General features: G+C 64.7%; 17 protein-coding genes. 12 read left to right on the top strand and 5 right to left on the bottom strand.

Annotated elements, in window-relative coordinates; genetic code table 11:
* Nucleotide 1 precedes the first annotated feature (1 nt).
* Nucleotides 2–1834 carry a dihydrolipoyl dehydrogenase gene (gene lpdA, locus J2X57_RS10735; RefSeq protein ID WP_036116122.1) on the top strand — a complete coding sequence of 611 codons (1833 nt, stop codon included), beginning with the start codon at nucleotides 2–4 and terminating at the stop codon, nucleotides 1832–1834.
* Between the two features lie 82 nt (nucleotides 1835–1916).
* On the opposite strand, the gene J2X57_RS10730 is transcribed toward lpdA, so the two are convergent.
* Nucleotides 1917–2381, bottom strand: a complete 465-nt coding sequence (locus J2X57_RS10730; protein ID WP_309866850.1) for a transposase — start codon at nucleotides 2379–2381, stop codon at nucleotides 1917–1919.
* Between the two features lie 182 nt (nucleotides 2382–2563).
* Here J2X57_RS10730 and J2X57_RS10725 point away from each other — a divergent pair, with 182 nt between their 5' ends.
* Both J2X57_RS10725 and J2X57_RS10720 read left to right on the top strand, forming a co-directional pair.
* Nucleotides 2564–3892 carry an amino acid permease gene (locus J2X57_RS10725; protein WP_036116120.1) on the top strand — a complete coding sequence of 443 codons (1329 nt, stop codon included), beginning with the start codon at nucleotides 2564–2566 and terminating at the stop codon, nucleotides 3890–3892.
* 35 nt (nucleotides 3893–3927) lie between these two features.
* Complete coding sequence (locus J2X57_RS10720; RefSeq protein WP_309866844.1) at nucleotides 3928–6069, top strand: beta-agarase; 2142 nt, start codon at nucleotides 3928–3930, stop codon at nucleotides 6067–6069.
* Here J2X57_RS10720 and J2X57_RS10715 read toward each other — a convergent pair.
* The 4 genes from J2X57_RS10715 to J2X57_RS10700 all read right to left on the bottom strand — a co-directional run bounded on the left by J2X57_RS10715 (nucleotide 6052) and on the right by J2X57_RS10700 (nucleotide 8365).
* A complete protein-coding gene (locus J2X57_RS10715; protein ID WP_036116119.1) occupies nucleotides 6052–6234 on the bottom strand; it encodes a DUF2061 domain-containing protein in 183 nt (60 codons plus the stop codon). The genes J2X57_RS10720 and J2X57_RS10715 overlap by 18 nt on opposite strands.
* Before the next feature lie 89 nt (nucleotides 6235–6323).
* On the bottom strand, nucleotides 6324–6737 hold the full coding sequence (locus tag J2X57_RS10710) for a hypothetical protein (RefSeq protein WP_309866839.1): 414 nt from the start codon (nucleotides 6735–6737) through the stop codon (nucleotides 6324–6326).
* A 13-nt stretch (nucleotides 6738–6750) separates the two neighbouring features.
* The gene (locus J2X57_RS10705; protein WP_309866837.1) at nucleotides 6751–7218 is read right to left on the bottom strand and encodes an Mpo1-like protein; all 468 of its coding nucleotides are present in this window, start codon (nucleotides 7216–7218) and stop codon (nucleotides 6751–6753) included.
* A gap of 250 nt (nucleotides 7219–7468) precedes the next feature.
* On the bottom strand, nucleotides 7469–8365 hold the full coding sequence (locus J2X57_RS10700) for a phosphoribosylaminoimidazolesuccinocarboxamide synthase (RefSeq protein ID WP_036116113.1): 897 nt from the start codon (nucleotides 8363–8365) through the stop codon (nucleotides 7469–7471).
* 163 nt (nucleotides 8366–8528) lie between these two features.
* Here J2X57_RS10700 and J2X57_RS10695 point away from each other — a divergent pair, with 163 nt between their 5' ends.
* From J2X57_RS10695 to J2X57_RS10655, 9 genes are all read left to right on the top strand, one after another.
* Nucleotides 8529–8840, top strand: a complete 312-nt coding sequence (locus J2X57_RS10695; protein WP_036116112.1) for a c-type cytochrome — start codon at nucleotides 8529–8531, stop codon at nucleotides 8838–8840.
* Complete coding sequence (gene djlA / locus J2X57_RS10690; protein WP_309866830.1) at nucleotides 8837–9646, top strand: co-chaperone DjlA; 810 nt, start codon at nucleotides 8837–8839, stop codon at nucleotides 9644–9646. Before J2X57_RS10695 ends, djlA begins: the two co-directional genes overlap by 4 nt.
* A 98-nt stretch (nucleotides 9647–9744) precedes the next feature.
* Complete coding sequence (rpe, locus tag J2X57_RS10685; RefSeq protein WP_036116110.1) at nucleotides 9745–10416, top strand: ribulose-phosphate 3-epimerase; 672 nt, start codon at nucleotides 9745–9747, stop codon at nucleotides 10414–10416.
* 83 nt (nucleotides 10417–10499) lie between these two features.
* On the top strand, nucleotides 10500–11234 hold the full coding sequence (locus J2X57_RS10680) for a hypothetical protein (RefSeq protein WP_051944014.1): 735 nt from the start codon (nucleotides 10500–10502) through the stop codon (nucleotides 11232–11234).
* 80 nt (nucleotides 11235–11314) lie between these two features.
* Nucleotides 11315–12094 (top strand): SEL1-like repeat protein, encoded by a 780-nt coding sequence (locus J2X57_RS10675; protein ID WP_309866825.1) that lies wholly within the window; start codon nucleotides 11315–11317, stop codon nucleotides 12092–12094.
* 430 nt (nucleotides 12095–12524) lie between these two features.
* On the top strand, nucleotides 12525–13214 hold the full coding sequence (pdsR, locus tag J2X57_RS10670; protein ID WP_036116108.1) for a proteobacterial dedicated sortase system response regulator: 690 nt from the start codon (nucleotides 12525–12527) through the stop codon (nucleotides 13212–13214).
* A complete protein-coding gene (locus J2X57_RS10665) occupies nucleotides 13211–15208 on the top strand; it encodes an ATP-binding protein (RefSeq protein WP_309866821.1) in 1998 nt (665 codons plus the stop codon). The genes pdsR and J2X57_RS10665 overlap by 4 nt, the downstream gene beginning before the upstream one ends.
* 167 nt (nucleotides 15209–15375) lie before the next feature.
* On the top strand, nucleotides 15376–15813 hold the full coding sequence (locus tag J2X57_RS10660) for a lysozyme inhibitor LprI family protein (RefSeq protein WP_309866819.1): 438 nt from the start codon (nucleotides 15376–15378) through the stop codon (nucleotides 15811–15813).
* Nucleotides 15814–15887: 74 nt separating this feature from the next.
* Nucleotides 15888–17405, top strand: a complete 1518-nt coding sequence (locus J2X57_RS10655; protein WP_309866818.1) for a peptidoglycan-binding domain-containing protein — start codon at nucleotides 15888–15890, stop codon at nucleotides 17403–17405.
* Nucleotides 17406–17475 lie beyond the last annotated feature (70 nt).

Here is a 17475-nt window from a genome sequence, read left to right as displayed (position 1 = left end):
CATGGCTAACACGATCGAACTGAAAGTCCCCGATCTCGGCGGCTCGCACGATGTGCCGGTGATCGAGATCCTGGTGAAGGTCGGCGACACGGTCGCCAAAGACCAGAGCCTGGTTACGCTCGAATCCGACAAGGCCACGATGGACGTGCCCGCCTCGCAGGCTGGCAAGATCGTCGAGATCAAGGTCAAGATCGGTGACGAACTCAACGACGGCAGCGTGATCGCCCTCATCGAAGCGGAAGGCGCCGATGCGCCGGTCGCGGAGAAGGCCGTCGGCCAGTCGACGGTGAAGGACGCGCCCGCCGCTCCCACCCCGTCGCCCGCGCCGGCACCGCCGAAGCCGGCCACGCCGGTCGCCGCGCCCGCCGCCGCGTCGTCGTCCGCTTCGTCCGTCAAGGCTGCGGCCGACTCCGGTCGTAAGGCCGACATCGAGTGCCAGCTGGTCGTCCTCGGCTCCGGTCCGGGCGGCTATACGGCCGCGTTCCGCGGCGCCGACGTCGGCCTCGACGTGGTGCTGGTCGAGCGTTACGAGTCGCTCGGTGGCGTCTGCCTCAACGTCGGGTGCATCCCGTCGAAGGCGCTGCTGCACGCGGCCGCCGTCATCGACGAAGCCGCCGCCATCGAAGCGCACGGTATCGCCTTCGGCAAGCCGACCATCGACCTGGACAAGCTGCGCTCGTTCAAGGAGAAGGTCGTCGGCAAGCTCACCGGCGGTCTCGCTCAGATGGCCAAGGCGCGCAAGGTGCGTACCGTCACCGGTGTCGGCACGTTCATCTCGCCCAACGAAATGGAAGTCGTCACGGCGGAAGGCACGAAGCTGATCCGCTTCGAGAACGCCATCATCGCCGCGGGCTCGCAGTCGGTGAAACTGCCATCGTTCCCGTGGGACGACGAGCGCGTCATCGACTCGACCGGCGCCCTCGAACTGCGCGACGTGCCGAAGAAGATGCTGGTCGTCGGCGGTGGCATCATCGGCCTGGAAATGGCCACGGTGTACGCGGGTCTCGGCTCGGAAGTCACCGTCGTCGAGCTCGCCGACCAGCTGATGCCGGGCGCCGATCTCGACCTGGTCAAGCCGCTGCAAGGCCGTATCGCCAAGCGTTACAAGGGCATCCATCTCAAGACCAAGGTCGTCGCGGCCAAGGCTACGAAGCAGGGTATCGAGATCACCTTCGAGGGTGACAGCATCCCCGAGACCACCGTGTACGACCGCGTGCTCGTCTCAGTGGGCCGCTCGCCCAATGGCAACAAGATCGGCGCGGACAAGGCCGGTGTGGAAGTCAGCGATCGCGGCTTCATCCCCGTCGACCGCCAGATGCGCACCAACGTGAAGCACATCTTCGCCATCGGCGACCTCGTCGGCCAGCCTATGCTGGCGCACAAGGCCACGCACGAAGCCAAGGTGGCGGCGGAAGCCGCCGCCGGTCAGAAGAGCTTCTTCGACGCTCGCGTGATTCCGTCGGTGGCCTACACCGATCCGGAAATCGCGTGGGTCGGCGTGACCGAGCGCGAAGCGAAGGAAAAGGGCCTCAAGGTCGGCGTGGGCAAGTTCCCGTGGGCGGCTTCGGGCCGTGCCATCGGTATCGACCGCACCGAGGGTTTCACCAAGCTGATCTTCGACGAAGAGACGCATCGCATCGTCGGTGCCGGCATCGTCGGCCCGCACGCGGGCGACCTCATCTCCGAACTCGCCCTGGCGATCGAGATGGGTGCCGAAGCCGGTGACATCGGCCGCACCGTTCACCCGCACCCCACGCTCGGCGAGTCCGTCGGCATGGCGGCCGAGGTGTACGAGGGCACGATCACCGACCTGTATATCCCGAAGAAGAAATAAGCCCCCGCAGAAGGCGCGCTCCTGATGTAGGAGCGCGCCCCGCGCGCGACATGTAAGAGCGCGCCTCGCGCGCGACCCCGCCTCAACTCCCCACCCAGATCGCATCCCAGTAAGGATAGTCCCCAACGCGCCGCACCAGCCCCGCGCGAATCGGATTGGCCACGACATACCGCGCCATGGCTTTCAGATCGTCTTCCTTGCGAAGCGCTCGATCATGAAAGGCCCGCTGCCAGACGGGTGAATCCCGCCCTGTCTTTCGAAGCGCCCTGGTGACCCGCGACTTCATCTTCCCTATCGTTTTCGACAGATCGGCGTCCTCCCCGAGCTGGATGATTCCGTGCCAGTGGTCCGGCATCAGCACCCACGCGAGGCATTCCGCATTTAGCCAGGTCTTCGGGGAATGGATGGCGCGGGCTGCCATACGAGCCGTAACGTGATCGCGGAACAGCGGTGCGCGATTCCACACCACCGTTGTAACCAGATAGATCCGGCCGGCCTCTGAAAAACGACCGATGCGAAGAGCGGAGTGTCCGGAAGAAATCGTCATCCGCTAATCCTGGTTCACCGCGCGGCGACTCCGGTATCCACCCGACCCTCGTCACCTTGTAGGAGCGCGCCCCGCGCGCGACACCCGTTCGCCGTCCCGCCATGACATCCGCCGAACCCAGGTCGCGCGCAGGGCGCGCTCCTACAGTGGTCTCGGTGTGCCGGTTATGGCATCGTCACCCGATGCCAGCACCTCAGCCAGCTCACTATCTCCGTCGTCTCGGTATCTGGGATGCCGCGATGATCGTCATCGGCGGTGTCATCGGGGCGGGTATCTTCCGCACGCCGGCCACCGTCGCGCAGCTGACCAGCTCGGGCACGGAGGTGATTCTCCTCTGGACGCTGGGCGGCCTGCTTACCCTCGCAGGTGTCCTCTGTTACGCCGAGCTCGGCGCGCGTCGTCCGCAAGCGGGCGGTACCTACGTCTATCTGCGCGAAGCCTTCGGCCAGCTGCCAGCCTTCCTGTTCGGCTGGACGATGGCACTGATCAATTACCCGGGCAGCGTGGCCGCCGTGGCGACGACGTTCGCCGACTACGCGTGCCGCGCCACCGGCCTGCCGCACGAGTGGGTCAAGCCGCTCGCCGTCGGCGCCATCAGCTTTATCGTCGCGGTGAATCTGTTCGGTATCCGCGCCGGCGCATGGGTGCAGAACATCTTCACCGTGCTGAAGCTCGGCGCGGTGTCGTTGCTGATCGTCGTCGGTATCTTCCTCGCGCAGGGCCATCTCGGCGCGGCGTTCGCTACCGATCCGACACACGACGTGCCGGCAAGCACGGTGATCGGCGCGATTCTTCCGGCGCTGTTCGCGTACGGCGGCTTCCATTACCTGAACGACCTCGCCGGTGAAGTACGCGAACCGCAGCGCACGCTTCCACGCGCGCTGGGTCTCGGCATGCTCGCCGTCGTCGTCTGCTACGTGCTGGTCAACATCGCCTACATGGCGGGCCTTGGTCACGCCGGCCTCGCCGCAAGCACGGCGCCGGCGGCGGATCTCATGCGTCGCGTGTTCGGCGAATCCGGCGCGACGATCATCGCCGTCGGTATCGCCTGCTCGACGTTCGGTTATTGCAGCATCGCGATCGCCGGTGGTGCGCGCGTGCTGCAGGTGATGAGCGCCGACGGCATGTTCTTCAAGCCGATCGCGCGTATCGACGCGAAGACCGGCGCGCCGCAGTTCGCGCTCGTGGCACTGGGTGGCTGGGCGATCGTGCTGATTCTCTCGGGCAGCTTCAAGGCACTGCTGAACTACACGACCGTCGGCGAATGGTTGTCGCATGCGTTCGGTATCGCGACCATCTTCTGGTATCGCAAGAAGCTGCGCGACGAGCCATCGCCGTACCTGGTGCCGGGGTATCCGGTATTGCCGCTGGTGTTCACCGTCACGGTGCTGTGCGTGATTGCCGCGACGGCGATCACGGAGCCGGGCGATGCGGGCATGAGTCTGGTGATCATTGCGATCGGCGTGCCGGTTTACTATCTGTGGCGGAAGCGGCTGGGCAAGGTGGGGTGAGTCCCCGTTCATGCCCGGCGTGGCAGATTCCGGGCATGCGTACTTACCTTTCCCTCGCACTGCTATCCCTCAGCGTCTCCGCCCACGCGGCGACCGTCGATCTCGTCCATCCGGCCGACGCCGCGCGCGTCACGACGCGTGACGCCACGCTCGACCCCACCGTGCGCAAGGCCGCCGACGGCGGTGAACTCGTCGCGGTCACCTTCAAACCCTCCGCGTCGCCGTCGCTGATCCTCGCGCCGAAGCAGGGCACCTGGGGCTGGCAGCCGGATGGCACGATGCGCCTGCGTGTGCAGAACGGCATGCCCTGGCCGGTGACGTTGATCGTCGATGTGGCTTCCGGCGACAAGCACCTGAAGACGGTGGTCGGCGTCCCTCCCGGCCCGCCGCAGACGCTGTCGGTGTCGCTGAAGGCGACCTCCCCGCGAGCGTTCGGGATGCAGGTCGGGCCACCGATGCCGTTTGATGACGGTAAGGAGAAGCGTCTCGTCGCGACGGCGGTGGATGGCGCCGTCGATGCGAACGCGGTGACGTCGGTGACGTTGTCGATGCCGCAGCCGGGCGCGGCGCAGACCGTGTTGTTCGGAAAGCTGGATACCGTAGCGGGCGAGGGCGATCTGCGTGCGGCGTATACCGGGGTGGTGGATCGGTATGGGCAGTACACGCGGGGGACGTGGCCGGAGAAGATCGATAGCGATGAAGGCCTGAAGAACGCCGCCAATCGTCGACAGAGCTGGCTCCCACCGGTTGAGGCAGGCGGCAAGGCTGCGGCACCCGGTCTGGACCAGTTTGGCGGGCGGACGGATCTGCCGGCGTTGCAGGCAACCGGGTTCTTCCATGCGCAGAAGCAGGGCGAGCGCTGGTGGCTGGTGACGCCGGAGGGACATGCGTTTTTCTCGCTGGGCGTGAACGCGGTGAATCTCACCGATGCGCGTACCTATGTGCAGGGACGCGAGTTCATGTTTGCCGACACGTCCGGGGCGAGCGGCAGGTTCGGAGGCGTATCGGACAGTCGCAGCGATCAGGGCTCGCAGCGCGACAACGGCATGAATCACGGGCGTTGGTGGGACATCTATTCGCAGAACGTGTCGCGGACGCTCGGTAACGATTTCGCGGCGGCGTGGCGTAAGCGCAGCGTCGACCGGCTGAAGAGCTGGCGCTTCAACACGCTGGGCAACTGGAGCGATCCGGCGTTCGCCCGCGATCACCGTATCGCCTACACCGTGCCGGTGATCATCAAGGGCGACTTCAACACGGTGAGCACCGGTTACGACTACTGGGGTCGCATGCCCGATCCGTTCGATCCGCGCTTTGCCGCGGCGGCAACGACGGCGGTCGCCAATGCGAGCAAGGGTGTCAAAGACGACCCATGGTTGCTCGGCTACTTCGCGGATAACGAACTCGCCTGGGCGGGGCAGGGCCCGCAGGGTCGCTGGGCGCTGGCTGTGGGCTCACTCGTACAGGGGCCGGAGAGCCCGGCCAAACAGGCGTTTCTCGCCTACCTGAAAAAAACGCACGGCGACGCCGCGACGTTCGCGAAAGCCTGGGGCGTGGACGTGCATTCGTGGGACCAGGTGGCGGCCAAAGGCTTCAAGGCACCGGATCCCGGCGAAGCGCATCCTGCGGTCGCCGCCGATTACATCGCTTTCCTGAAGCTGTATGCCGACCAGTACTTCCGCACGGTGGCGCAGACGTTGAAGAAAGCCGATCCGCATCACCTTTTCCTCGGCGGACGTCTGGCCGTCCGGACGCCTGAGACCGAGCAGGCCAGCGCGGCCTATGCGGACGTCACCAGCATCAATACGTACACCGACGTGCCCGAGCACGGCTTCGACGTCGCCGCCTTCCGCAAGATGGACAAGCCGGTGATGATCACGGAGTTCCACTTCGGATCGGCCGACCGGGGGCCGTTCGGGAACGGAGTCGCCGCCGTCGGCAGCGAGGAGGAGCGCGGCAAGGCTTACGCGCGTTTCGTCGACGCGGCGGTCGCGTCAGGCGTCGTGGTCGGCACCCACTGGTTCCAGTACGTCGACCAGCCCGTGACCGGTCGCATTCTCGATGGCGAAAACTCGCATATCGGGCTGGTCGGCATCACCGACATCCCGTTCGACGGCTTCACGCATGCCGTCACCGTCGCCAATGCGCGCGCAGGCGGTGGATCAGGCGGCGTGCGCTAGGGGTGGGCCGCGGCGCGACCCGCGGGTCACGTCGCGGCCGAGGGCGAACGCGATCGGCTCGGCGATACCGACCAGCGTGCTCAGTGCGACGTTCTGGTTGACCGCGTAACTCATGGAAAACGCGATGCTGAAATGCGTCGCTGCATATTTGATGGTGCGGGCCATGGCCACGTCCTCAATGGGAATGAATCTCATTATGGGGATCGCGGAACACAAGTCCAAGTGATCGTTAAGATGATTCCAATAGGTTTTCCCTATCGATGAATCGCCATCGCCACGACGATCGTCACCACCATCAGGATCGCGACCGTCATGCAGGCGCTGGTCGGTTTGATCCGTCGGGCATCGACCCGGGGGACCAGCCGCCAGATGAGAAACGCGCCCAGCAGCATGTCCAGCACCAGCCAGCCGCGAACCCAGGCCAGTTCCAGCAGCGAGGCATCGATCGGCTGCCCGTGCCGGGTGATCAGCAGCACCGTGCCGCCCAGGCCCAACGCCACCAGCAGCCAGATCAGCATGGCCAGATACGTGCGGTTGAACACCACGGGGGTGCGCTCCAGCCAGCGCAGGACGGACCAGCCGATCACGGCGGGGACCACCGCGCCCACGCTGGCATACAACACCAGCCAGATGGCCGCGGAAAGCAGGGTAAGGATCGTCTGGGTCACCGGGTGGCCCGCATCAGTAGGGAGCGCCGAAGCGACTGAGCGCCTTGCTCATCAGCCACGCCGGGCCGATCAGGAGGTACTGCAGGTCGGTGAGGAAGGAGGGACGTCGCCCTTCGATGCGGTGCCCGATGAACTGGCCGATCCAGGCAACGACAAAGACGGTGATGGCCGACCAGAGCAGGCCGCTTGTGCCGATGTTCCGGTAGAGCGAGTCGGTGACCAGGGCGAGGATGATGAAAGCACCCGCCATGGCGATGCCGATCTTTCGCGAGAGGCGATAGAAGTAGAAGCAGAAGGCCAGGAACATCGCCAGCACCGCCCAGAGGCCCGGGCGACCGAGCCACCCGGGGACGGGAATGATCCAGAACAGCGCGACCACCGTCCAGGTGATCGCCGGCACGCAGATCCAGTGGATCAGCTGGTTGGTCTCGTTCTGGTGGTCCCGGCTGTAGTTGCCGAACCAGGTGGCTGCATCGCGCATGAGGGGGCCTGTGAAGCGTTAAGCGTCAAGCGCGAGAGTTGACCGTTGGGCAACGCGCGTCAATCGTGCGTTGCGGCAAGAGTGATCGTGCGTTGCGGCGAGAGCGATCGTACGTTGCGGCGAGATCGATCGCCGGCAGGGCCGGCTCCTACACGTCTGCCGTGGCCTGGAAGCCCCCCCAAGATCTGCCGTGGCCTGTACGACACCGTGGACATGTAGGAGCCAGCCTTGCTGGCGACCCCCACCGGCCTCAGTCCAACCGAATCCCAGCCAGCTTATCCAGCGCCTCGGCATATTTCGACGCCGTCCGCTCGATCACGTCGGCGGGCACTTTCGGCGCCGGCGGCGACTTGTTCCAGCCCAGCTCTTCCAGATAATCGCGGACGAACTGCTTGTCGTAGCTCGGCGGGCTGATGCCGACCTGATACTCGTCAGCCGGCCAGAAACGGGAGGAGTCCGGGGTCAGCATCTCGTCCATCACGTGCAGCACGCCGTGCTCGTCCGTGCCGAATTCCAGTTTGGTGTCGGCGATGATCACGCCACGCTCGGCGGCGTAGGCCGCGGCGAAGGTATAGATCTCCAGGGTGGCCTTGCGTACGGCGTTGGCCAGATCCTCGCCGACCGCGTCGACGACCACGTCGAAGCTGACGTTCTCGTCGTGATCGCCTACCGCCGCCTTGGTCGACGGGGTGAAGATCGGCTCGGGCAGCTTCTGCGCCTGCTCAAGGCCTTCCGGCAGCCTGATCCCGCAGATGTCGCCGGTCTGCTGATACGACTTCCAGCCGGAGCCGATAATGTAACCACGGGCGATGGCCTCGACCGGCACCGGCTTCAGCCGCTTGGTGATCACCGCGCGTTTCGCATAGAGCGCGGGATCCACGCCGGCCGGCAGCACCGAGGCCACGTCCTCACCGGTGAGGTGGTTCGGCATGAGATGTTTCGTCTTCTCGAACCAGAAGTTGGAGATCTGGGTCAGCATTTCGCCCTTGCCCGGAATCGGATCGGGGAGCACCACGTCGAAGGCCGACAGCCGATCGGTCGCCACCATCAGCAGGCGGTTGCCGGGCAGGGCGTAGACGTCACGCACCTTGCCGCGATGGATGAGCTCCAGGCCCGGCAGGTCGGATTGCGAGAGGGTGGTCGGCACGGGGTGACTCCGATGAGGGGCGGTTCGAAGTCGGTCATTGTACCGGGGGTAGGGTGTGGCTCCCACCGGGGGTGAGGGATTTCGCGCGCGGTGCGCGCGCCTGCGCGCAGGCGGACGCGGTCCGCCTGCTAGAATTCGGGGTTACTGCCCCCATTGCCCTGCCATGCGATTTCTATTGACCGCGGCGCTTGCCCTGGCCCTCTCCGCCCCCGTCCTCGCCGCACCGCCTGTGAAGCCGGCGCGCCTGGGCCTGTGTGCGGCGTGCCACGGGGAAGACGGCATGGCGCGGATCCCCGGCGCGCCCAATCTGGCCGGGCAGAAGCTCGACTACCTGCGCGAAGCCTTGCGCCAGTACCGTGACGGTCGCCGCGACATCCCCGTGATGCGCGCCGCGACGGGCCCTCTCACCGACGCGGAAGTCGACCATCTGGCCCAGTGGTTCGCCGCACAGACCCCCACCAGGGCCGCTCCATGAATTTCACCGGCACTCTTATCGGCGCAGTCCTTGGCATGTGGGCGACCCACAACCTGCTCGGCGCCCTCATCGGCGGCGCGCTCGGCTTCATGTTCGATGCCAGTCGCCAGCAGCAACGTCGCCGTACGCCCGCACAGGGTGGCTACATCGCACCGCTGTTCGCGCTGATCGGCGCCGTGGCCAAGGCCGACGGACGGATTTCCGAAGCGGAAATCGCCATCGCCGAACGGCTGATGGTGCGCATGAACCTCGATCAGGAGCAGCGTCGCCAGGCCATCGACGCGTTCAACGAGGGCAAGCAGCCCGAGTTCAACGCGACCGAAGTCATCGACGAGCTGCGTCAGTGGGTCGGTCATCGTCGCGACCACGCGTTCCCCGTGATCGACGTGGTCATCGAGACGGTGCTCGCCGAGGGTGGCAATCCGTCGACCGAAAAGATGGGCATCCTGCGCCAGCTGGCTTTCGCGCTGCGGGTAAGCGACATGGAGCTCATGGCGCTGATGGCGATGAAGGGCTATGCCTGGAACGCCACCGGCGGCGGCCGCTCGTACGGTGGCGGGCAGGGTGGCGGTGGATACGTGCCGCCGCAGCGGAATACCGCCGGTCCAGACCCCTACGCGGTCCTCGGCATCCAGCGCGGCGCCGACGATCGCGCGACCAAGCGGGCCTATCGCAAGCTGATTTCCGAGCATCACCCGGATCGCCTGGGCGACCTGCCGGACGACATGCGTCGCCGGGCGGAAGCGCGGGCCAGCGAGATCAATGCGGCCTACGAGCGGATCAAGGCGGAGAAGGGGTTTAAATGATGACGCGAAGCGCCATCATGTAGGAGCGCGCCCCGCGCGCGACCTTCCGTAATACCGCGACAAAACGCGTCATCCCCGAACGGCTAACGGTACCCATCATGTCCAGGCAATCACCCGTCATCGCCCCCTCCATCCTCTCGGCCGACTTCGCCCGCCTGGGTGAGGACACCCGCAAGGTGCTCGATGCCGGCGCGCAATGGGTGCACTTCGACGTGATGGACAACCACTATGTGCCCAACCTCACGATCGGGCCGATGGTGTTGAAGGCGCTGCGCGATTACGGCATCACCGAGCACATCGACGTGCACCTGATGGTCAAGCCGGTGGATCGCATCGTCCCGGACTTCGCCAAGGCCGGCGCACGCAGCATCAGCTTCCATCCGGAGGCCAGCGAGCATGTGGATCGCACCATCCAGCTGATCCAGGGCGAGGGCTGTGAGGCCGGCCTCGTGTTCAATCCGGCCACACCGCTGAACTGGCTCGACTACGTGATCGACAAGATCGACATGATCCTGATCATGTCGGTGAATCCCGGCTTCGGCGGTCAGAAATTTATCCCTGGCGCCCTGGACAAGATCCGTCATGTGCGTGAGCGCATCGACGCCAGCGGCCGCAACATCCGTCTGGAAGTGGATGGCGGCGTCAATGCCGACAACATCGGCCAGATCGCGGCGGCGGGTGCCGACACGTTCGTCGCCGGCTCGGCGATCTTCAATGCGCCGGATTACGCCGATGTGATCCGTCGGATGCATGCGGCGATCGGCGGCTAAACAAGTTTTCACGAGACAATAGCGAACTGCGTAGTATTGTAATCTCCAGTTCTCGGGGTGAGAGCCTACTGGAGGATGCGCACATGAAGTCGTTGTCCGTATTAGCCCTCACCGCGATGCTCGTCGCTCCCGCCGCTTTTGGCGCCGAGCGACCCCAGCCGCTCCCCGATCAGAAAGACATCGTCGCCAAGTCGCTGCTGCCGTGCCCCGGCGGTCTCGAGCGCTTTCTTCCCGGCGACTACTACTTCTGTTCCGCCGCCCGCAATTACTGGTCCGGTCATCCGGGCCTCGCACGCGAAAGCCTGAAAAACGCGGCACAGTGGGCAAGCAAGCCGGCGCAGTACGCGCTCGGCATCATGTATTTCAATGGCGACCGGGCGGAAAAGAATCGTCCGCTGGGTCTTGCCTGGCTGGCGCTCGCCGCCGAGCGGCACGATCCCGCCTACGAACCGGCCTTCATCTCGGCTTACAAAGAGGTGTCGCCGGAAGAGCTTGCGCAGGCCAACGCCTATTGGCAGGACCTGAAGAAGACTTACGGCGATCCGGTGGCCGCCCCGCGTGCCGAAAAACGCTTCGACCGCGAATACGCCCAGATCGCGTGGGCCGTCAACTTCGGCGGAAGCATTTTTGTCGACGGTGTGACGGTTCCCTATAACGACGCGATGGCGAACGACCTGCCGTTGCAGAGTGGGTTTACGCTGGGCCGCATGCTGCAATCGCAGAAGGCCATGTACTTCTACGGTTACGATAGCCACGTCTTCGTGGGTGACGCCGAGCTGGTGCCGATCAGTCAGGTCGCGTCTCGCAAGGACGACTGACGCTTGGGGACACCCGTGCACGTCACGGGTCAAGGTGCGTTTAACGGACTAACTTCCATAGCTGCCGGGGAGGCAGGTGCATGAAAATCTTTCGGACTCTTTCTTTCGTTCTCATGGCGACCGTATCGGTCGGTGCTTCGGCGATGGCGAATACCGCTCAGCCTGCGGATCCCCGGGCCCTGTTGCGCAAGGTCAACGCGTACTGCCCTGGCGGCATCGAGCGCATCCTGCCCGGCGAGTACTACTTCTGCGCCGCCGCTCGCGACTTCGGTAAGAACCACGACGCCCGGGCCCGCGAACGTCTTCGCGATGCCGCTTACTGGGCGAGCAAGCCGGCGCAGTACGTGCTCGGGCTGATGTACTTCAATGGCGACGATGGCCCGATCAATCGTCCGTTGGGTGTGGCCTGGCTGGCACTCGCATCGGAACGCCACGATCCGCGCTTCGAGCCGGCGTTCGCCAAAGCCTACCTGCAGCTGTCGCCTGCGGAAAAAGCCCAGGCGGACGCCTACTGGGTCGACATGCGCGAAAAGTACGGTGACAGGACCGCGGGGACGCGCGCGCACCGGATCTATCTGGCCGAGATGCGTAATCTGCAAGCCGCTTTGATGTTCGGCGGTTCCGTCTTCATCGATGGCATTGCCCCTCCGAATGGCGATTCGGTAGGTTCGTTCAATGGTCCGGGTGGCGCGCGCGCTTCCAGCGTGGGTAGCGGATCCACGGGTTTCACAATTCAACGTCTGATCGGAAAATCAGGCGATGACTTCTTCCGGGGCCTCAACGGGACGGTCACCGTCGGCGATGCCGAAATGGTGCCGCTGGGCAACGTCGTGACGAAGGCGTCGCCGAAGGCCGACTGAGGCCATGAAAAAGCTCCCCCGTCCGGTGCCGGATGGGGGAGTGAAGGAAGCTCCGGCAGGAGCGTCGGGGGAAAGGGTCAGTGCAGGCCGAACAAGACGCCGAGCAGCAGAGCGCCCAGCGCCAGGGTGACGCGCAGGGGCTCGAAGTCGCGTTCGAGTTCGGTGTTGTCAGCGTCGGGTTTGGTCATCGTCGGTTCTCCTCGGCGCCGGTCGGCGCGCCGTCATGCCTAGTTGAATGCCGCACGCGGCGGGCGAGGCGTCCCATAAGGGGCAATCCGCGGATGGTTTATGGCAAAGCGAAGGCAAAGACTTCGTGCACGGCGGTTCGCGGCGATGTATAGGGCGAAACGCGGGCAATCGCGGCGCAGGCCTTGCGCCCGCCGGTCCCCCATAGCACCCTGCGCACGCCGATCCTCCACACGGAATGCCCATGGCCCGCAGCATCGCCATCGTCGAAGACGAACCCCTCATCCGCGCCAACTACGTCGAAGCCCTCAACCGCTTCGGTTACGAGGCCCGCGGCTACGGCTCACGCCGCGATGCGTCGACGGCCTTCGCCATGCGTCTGCCGGAACTGGTCATCATCGACATCGGCCTGGGCGACGAGCCGGAAGGCGGTTTCGACCTTTGCCGCGAGCTCCGCGCCAAATCGGCCACGCTGCCGATCATCTTCCTGACCGCACGTGATTCCGACTTCGACGTCATCTCCGGCCTGCGTCTGGGTGCCGACGACTATCTTTCCAAAGACACGAGCCTGCACCAGCTGGCTGCCCGCATCGCGGCGTTGTTCCGCCGCATCGAATCGCTCAAGGCCCCCGCCGCGAGCGAAACCGTGATCGAACACGGTCCGCTGAAGCTCGAGTCCGAGCGCATGCGCGTCCTGTGGAACGGCATCGAGATTCCGCTCACGGTGACCGAGTTCTGGATGGTGCACACGCTGGTGCGGTTCCCGGGTCACGTGAAGAATCGCGATCAGCTCATGCGTGAAGCGGAGCTCGTCGTGGACGATGCGACGATCACCTCGCACATCAAGCGCATCCGCAAGAAGTTCATCGCGCTGGCGCCCGAGTTCGATGCGATCGAAACGGTGCACGGGGTCGGATATCGCTGGACGCCGTGAGCCTCCGCCAGAAACTCCTCCTCGTCGCCCTCTGCACCCTGGCCCTTCCGGTCGCCGGGTGGCTCTACGTGCGTCAGATGGAGACGCTGCTCCGCGAAGGCCAGGCCCAGGCACTCGTGGCCAGCGCGCGAGCCATGGCCCGCAGCCTCGTCGTGGTCGATGCACCGTTGCCGCCGGCGGGGCCGGCCTGGTTCCTCCAGCGCGCCAACGTGCCGATCACCATCGACGGTTATGCCGACGACTGGGCCTCGCTCAGCCCCTGGGCGCAGCCTTTCGGCAAAAACTCCAGGGTGATGCTGGCCGAGGACGACCACTGGGTCTATTTCTACATCGACGTGCGGGCGACGCATCGCCGTCGCGCCGACGCGGCCGACCGCCTAGCGCTCAACGCCGATCACCTCATCGTCTCCATCGCCAGCGGCGACGATAGCCAGCGCTACCTGATGGCCAGCGCCGCGCCCGGCGCGACGACGGCCATCGCACTGGATGCCGATGCGGGCGTGTTGCCCGATCGCATCAACGCGCAGTGGCAGGAAGACGGCAGCGGTTTCCGCGCGGAGTTCCGGCTGCCTCGCGGCCTGCGCCTCGATCGCTTCGGTCTCGGCGTCCACGTCGCCGCGGACGGTGACCCCGATCCGCTGACCGCCGACAACCGGCCGCTGATCGATTTCTCCGCGCCGCTGTCGCAGGAAGTGGCGCGTCTGGCGCCGGACGGTGTTCGCGTACGTATTCTCTCGCCCGACGCGTGGCTTGTCGCACAGAGCGGCAAGCTGGCGCTGCCGGACCTGCCCGCGGGCGATCGTCCGGGTTGGTTCGCTTCGCTGGTCTATCGCTCGCTGCTGGCGACCCGTCTGGATAGTGACAGCGCGTGGGCCGAAGACGCTCCACGTATCGACCTGCCGGAAGTGCGCGAAGCCATGCAAGGCAAAACCGCCACCGCGTGGCGCGCGGGTGAGGCGCGTGGGAGTGTCGTACTCGCCGCCGCCATGCCGATCCAGATGCAAGGCAAGTCCCACGGCGTGGTGCTGCTCGAACAACCCAGTCGCGCGGTGCCGCTGCTGGCGAACCGCGCGCTGTTCGGTCTGCTGCTGACGAGCTTCGCCGTGCTGCTGGTCGCTGGCGGCGTGCTGCTGTTGTTCGCGACGCGACTGACCATTCGCCTGCGTCGTCTGCGCAACGCCGCCGAGCGTGCGCAGGCCAACGATGGTCGTCTGGATGGCCCATTCCCTCTGACCGATGCCACCGACGAACTCGGTGACCTCGCGCGCAGCTTCGAGCGGCTCTTCGAAGTGGTGGGCGGCTACACCGATTACCTGCGGACGCTGGCATCCAAGCTCTCGCACGAACTCAACACCCCGCTGGCCATCGTCAAATCGTCGCTGGATAACCTCGATCACGCAGGACTGCCGCCGGAAGCCGCGCCTTATCTGGCCCGTGCGCGTGACGGCGTGGCACGTCTCGGCCAGCTGGTGCGAGCGATGAGCGAAGCAAGCCGCATGGAGCGCGCCATCGCATCGGCGGAAGCCGAGGACGTCGACCTCGCCGACATCGTGCGCGGCTGCGCCGAGGGCTACCGCGCACTGGCAGGCGATCGCCGCCTCGAAGCCGAACTGCCTCCCACGCCGGTCCCGATGCATTGCTCGCCCGAGCTGATCGCGCAGGCGCTGGACAAGCTGTTCGACAACGCGTTGTCGTTTACGCCACCCGGCGGTTGGTTGCGCATCGCCCTGACGCCGACCGTCGACGGCGCGGACATCGAGCTGTCCAACGAAGGGCCGCCGCTGCCCGCGGCGATGCAGGGGCGTCTGTTCGATTCGCTGGTCAGTCTGCGCGACAAGGCGACGCCTGGTGACGCGCCACATCTCGGCCTCGGCCTGTACGTCGTGCGTCTGGTCGCCGAGCGCCATCAGGGGAGTGCCAGTGCGCGGAACCTCGAGGGCGGAGTGGCGTTCACCTTGCATCTCACCGGCCTGCCGCGGCAACGTTTGGGCTGAGCAAAGCAGCCGGATAGGCCCGTCCCTGGTTGGCTCCCGTTGGAGTTACGGTCTCTGGACAGGTTTTCTCGGGCTACGCCTTGCCGTGATCGATTTTCAGAATCGCCTCATGGAATCCTTCAGCGCAATCGGCTAGCGTCGATCCTTTCGAAGAGAGGAGCGAGAGGATGAGGACCATCTGTGCAGCTGTCATGGGTTTGGCATTGTTGATGCAGTCCGTCGGAGCACTGGCCGGGGCCGCGGACCAGGGGGTCAGACGGGGAGCTCCGAAAGGTGTCTCCGAGAGCTTCTTCGCCTGCACAGACCGGGCTGGTGGCGACATCGTTGGGCTGGGAAACTGTTCAACCGTCGAAAAGAAGGTCCAGGACGCGCGCCTCAACAAGGCCTATTCGGCTCTGATGAGCAAGCTCGATAGCCAGGGCAAGGATCATCTGCGCGCCGCCGAGCGGGCCTGGATCGAATTCAACGCCAAGTCCGTCGACACGGAACTGGATGTGCGGAGCAGCGAGAAAACGGCAAACATCGACGCGTCGATCAACGAAGTTTATCGATATGCGGAGCGAGCCAATACGCTCGAAAGCCTGCTTTCCATTGTGGGCGACTGATTTTTTATCACTTCAAGGAGGATCCAAATATGGCAGGACCGAACACGCGCGACACAGATGCAGTCGCTGGCGCTATGTATTTTATCGTCGGAAAGGGCACTGAAGGCGGCCCAGCTTCGTACCGTCTCAGTGTCGCTGGCGTCACTGACCGTACATGGGGCGAGGTTTCAGATGTGGCCGCTAACAGTGGCTACTCCATCGGCACGATTCAGGTGGACCTCGGTCAGCGGGGTACATGGGGCGTCGGAAAAACCACCGGGCCAGCCTCGCCAGGAGAGTCGGCCTACGTTGATGCGATAATTCGTGAGTCGTCACGCTATTCGCAGGCGCACGGATTGCCCTATACATCGGACGTCGATCAGCTCCGTTCAAACCTTCTTACGCACGGCAATGGAATCCGTGGGCGCTCATCTATCGCATTTATCGATACCAACACCCGGGATGGCATTAATGCGTGGGCATCGTCGAGCGACGGCAAGCGTTGGATTCATTCAAACGTTGACTATCCGCAGGTCAAGAATGCTACGGATACAGCCATGCAGATTTTGGATGCGCACGGTACCAACATAACGGACGACCATCGCCTCGCGTCCATTGCACTTCTTGCAAAGACGGCAAATCAGTTTCCAGGCCAGCTGCCACGGTTACAAGCCACCTTGGAACAGGGCGGGAATTACGAGGCGCTTATTGCCGAGGCACGCAGTATCGGAACGGAGCACCGTGTCTACGATGGCCCGAAAGCCGCAGAAATTGCCGAGCGATATCAAGCTGCATTCGACGATCCAGAGAAGGCGGCGGCTATCGAGCGTGCTCAGTCGAAGGTATCCAACGCGGGTTACGATCCTTCAACACAGACCACTGACGGAGACATCACAGCGGCTCTTGCGGCTATTGGTCAGGGCGTGCGAGTCACGGCGGCCACCCCCGCCGGGCATTCGCTTTCCGTTGGCGCGCATGGAACGCAGGTCACTGAGTTGCAGGAACGCTTGTCGGCGCTTGGTGTGACCGGTCCGCATGGGGCACCAATCGTACCGGACGGTCATTTTGGTCCCGCTACTCGCACGGCGGTTCAACAATTTCAAACTGAGCATGGGCTTGCGCCGGACGGCGTCGTCGGTCCTAGGACCGACGCACTGTTAGCTCGGGAGGCCGAGCATTCCAAGCGTTCAAACCTTATGAGCTTGAGTGACGCAGATCACCCCGGTGTTTCGATGTACGAACAAAGCCTCAGCGGTGTCCGAGCCATCGACCAGCGGTTTGGCCGCGAAACGGATCAGACCAGTTGTCAGCTGGCTGGGGCTCTGGCTGTCGGTGCGTGCGCTGCTGGATTCAATCGCGTCGATCATGTTGTGATGAGCGATGACGGCTCCCGCGCGTATGCAGTTCAAGGCGCGTTGAACTCACCGTTCAAGCAATACACGGATGTTAATGTCGGGCACGCCGTGACGGTAACGCTTGAGCAAAGCGGCATGGCATTCCTTCAGGCTTCCCAGCAGCGCGAGCTGCAGGCTGCCACCGACCAGCAAGTCCGGAGCCATGCACCATCTCAAGAGCAGCAGGCGGCTCCTCAGCATCCTGGAGTGTCCCGCTAGGGGTCCGGTAGACGCATTTCGGGTCCAGGTAGCAAAAAGGGCGGCTTCTGCGTGGAACCGCCTGTCCCAA

It is taken from the genome of Luteibacter sp. 1214 (genome assembly GCF_031455395.1).
GTDB lineage: Bacteria > Pseudomonadota > Gammaproteobacteria > Xanthomonadales > Rhodanobacteraceae > Luteibacter > Luteibacter mycovicinus.
Note: the sequence above shows the minus strand (reverse complement) of the source record. Positions and strands in the feature narration are given on the sequence as shown.

Bases quoted from the DNA above. Each gene is read 5' to 3' on its own strand.
- J2X57_RS10725 (WP_036116120.1), top strand. From the start codon at position 2,564: ATGCCAGCACCTCAGCCAGCTCACTATCTCCGTCGTCTCGGTATCTGG.
- J2X57_RS10675 (WP_309866825.1), top strand. From the start codon at position 11,315: ATGAAAATCTTTCGGACTCTTTCTTTCGTTCTCATGGCGACCGTATCG.
- djlA (WP_309866830.1), top strand. From the start codon at position 8,837: ATGAATTTCACCGGCACTCTTATCGGCGCAGTCCTTGGCATGTGGGCG.
- rpe (WP_036116110.1), top strand. From the start codon at position 9,745: ATGTCCAGGCAATCACCCGTCATCGCCCCCTCCATCCTCTCGGCCGAC.
- J2X57_RS10660 (WP_309866819.1), top strand. From the start codon at position 15,376: ATGAGGACCATCTGTGCAGCTGTCATGGGTTTGGCATTGTTGATGCAG.
- lpdA (WP_036116122.1), top strand. From the start codon at position 2: ATGGCTAACACGATCGAACTGAAAGTCCCCGATCTCGGCGGCTCGCAC.
- J2X57_RS10655 (WP_309866818.1), top strand. From the start codon at position 15,888: ATGTATTTTATCGTCGGAAAGGGCACTGAAGGCGGCCCAGCTTCGTAC.
- J2X57_RS10715 (WP_036116119.1), bottom strand. From the start codon at position 6,234: ATGGCCCGCACCATCAAATATGCAGCGACGCATTTCAGCATCGCGTTT.
- J2X57_RS10695 (WP_036116112.1), top strand. From the start codon at position 8,529: ATGCGATTTCTATTGACCGCGGCGCTTGCCCTGGCCCTCTCCGCCCCC.
- J2X57_RS10720 (WP_309866844.1), top strand. From the start codon at position 3,928: ATGCGTACTTACCTTTCCCTCGCACTGCTATCCCTCAGCGTCTCCGCC.
- J2X57_RS10680 (WP_051944014.1), top strand. From the start codon at position 10,500: ATGAAGTCGTTGTCCGTATTAGCCCTCACCGCGATGCTCGTCGCTCCC.
- J2X57_RS10705 (WP_309866837.1), bottom strand. From the start codon at position 7,218: ATGCGCGATGCAGCCACCTGGTTCGGCAACTACAGCCGGGACCACCAG.
- J2X57_RS10730 (WP_309866850.1), bottom strand. From the start codon at position 2,381: ATGACGATTTCTTCCGGACACTCCGCTCTTCGCATCGGTCGTTTTTCA.
- pdsR (WP_036116108.1), top strand. From the start codon at position 12,525: ATGGCCCGCAGCATCGCCATCGTCGAAGACGAACCCCTCATCCGCGCC.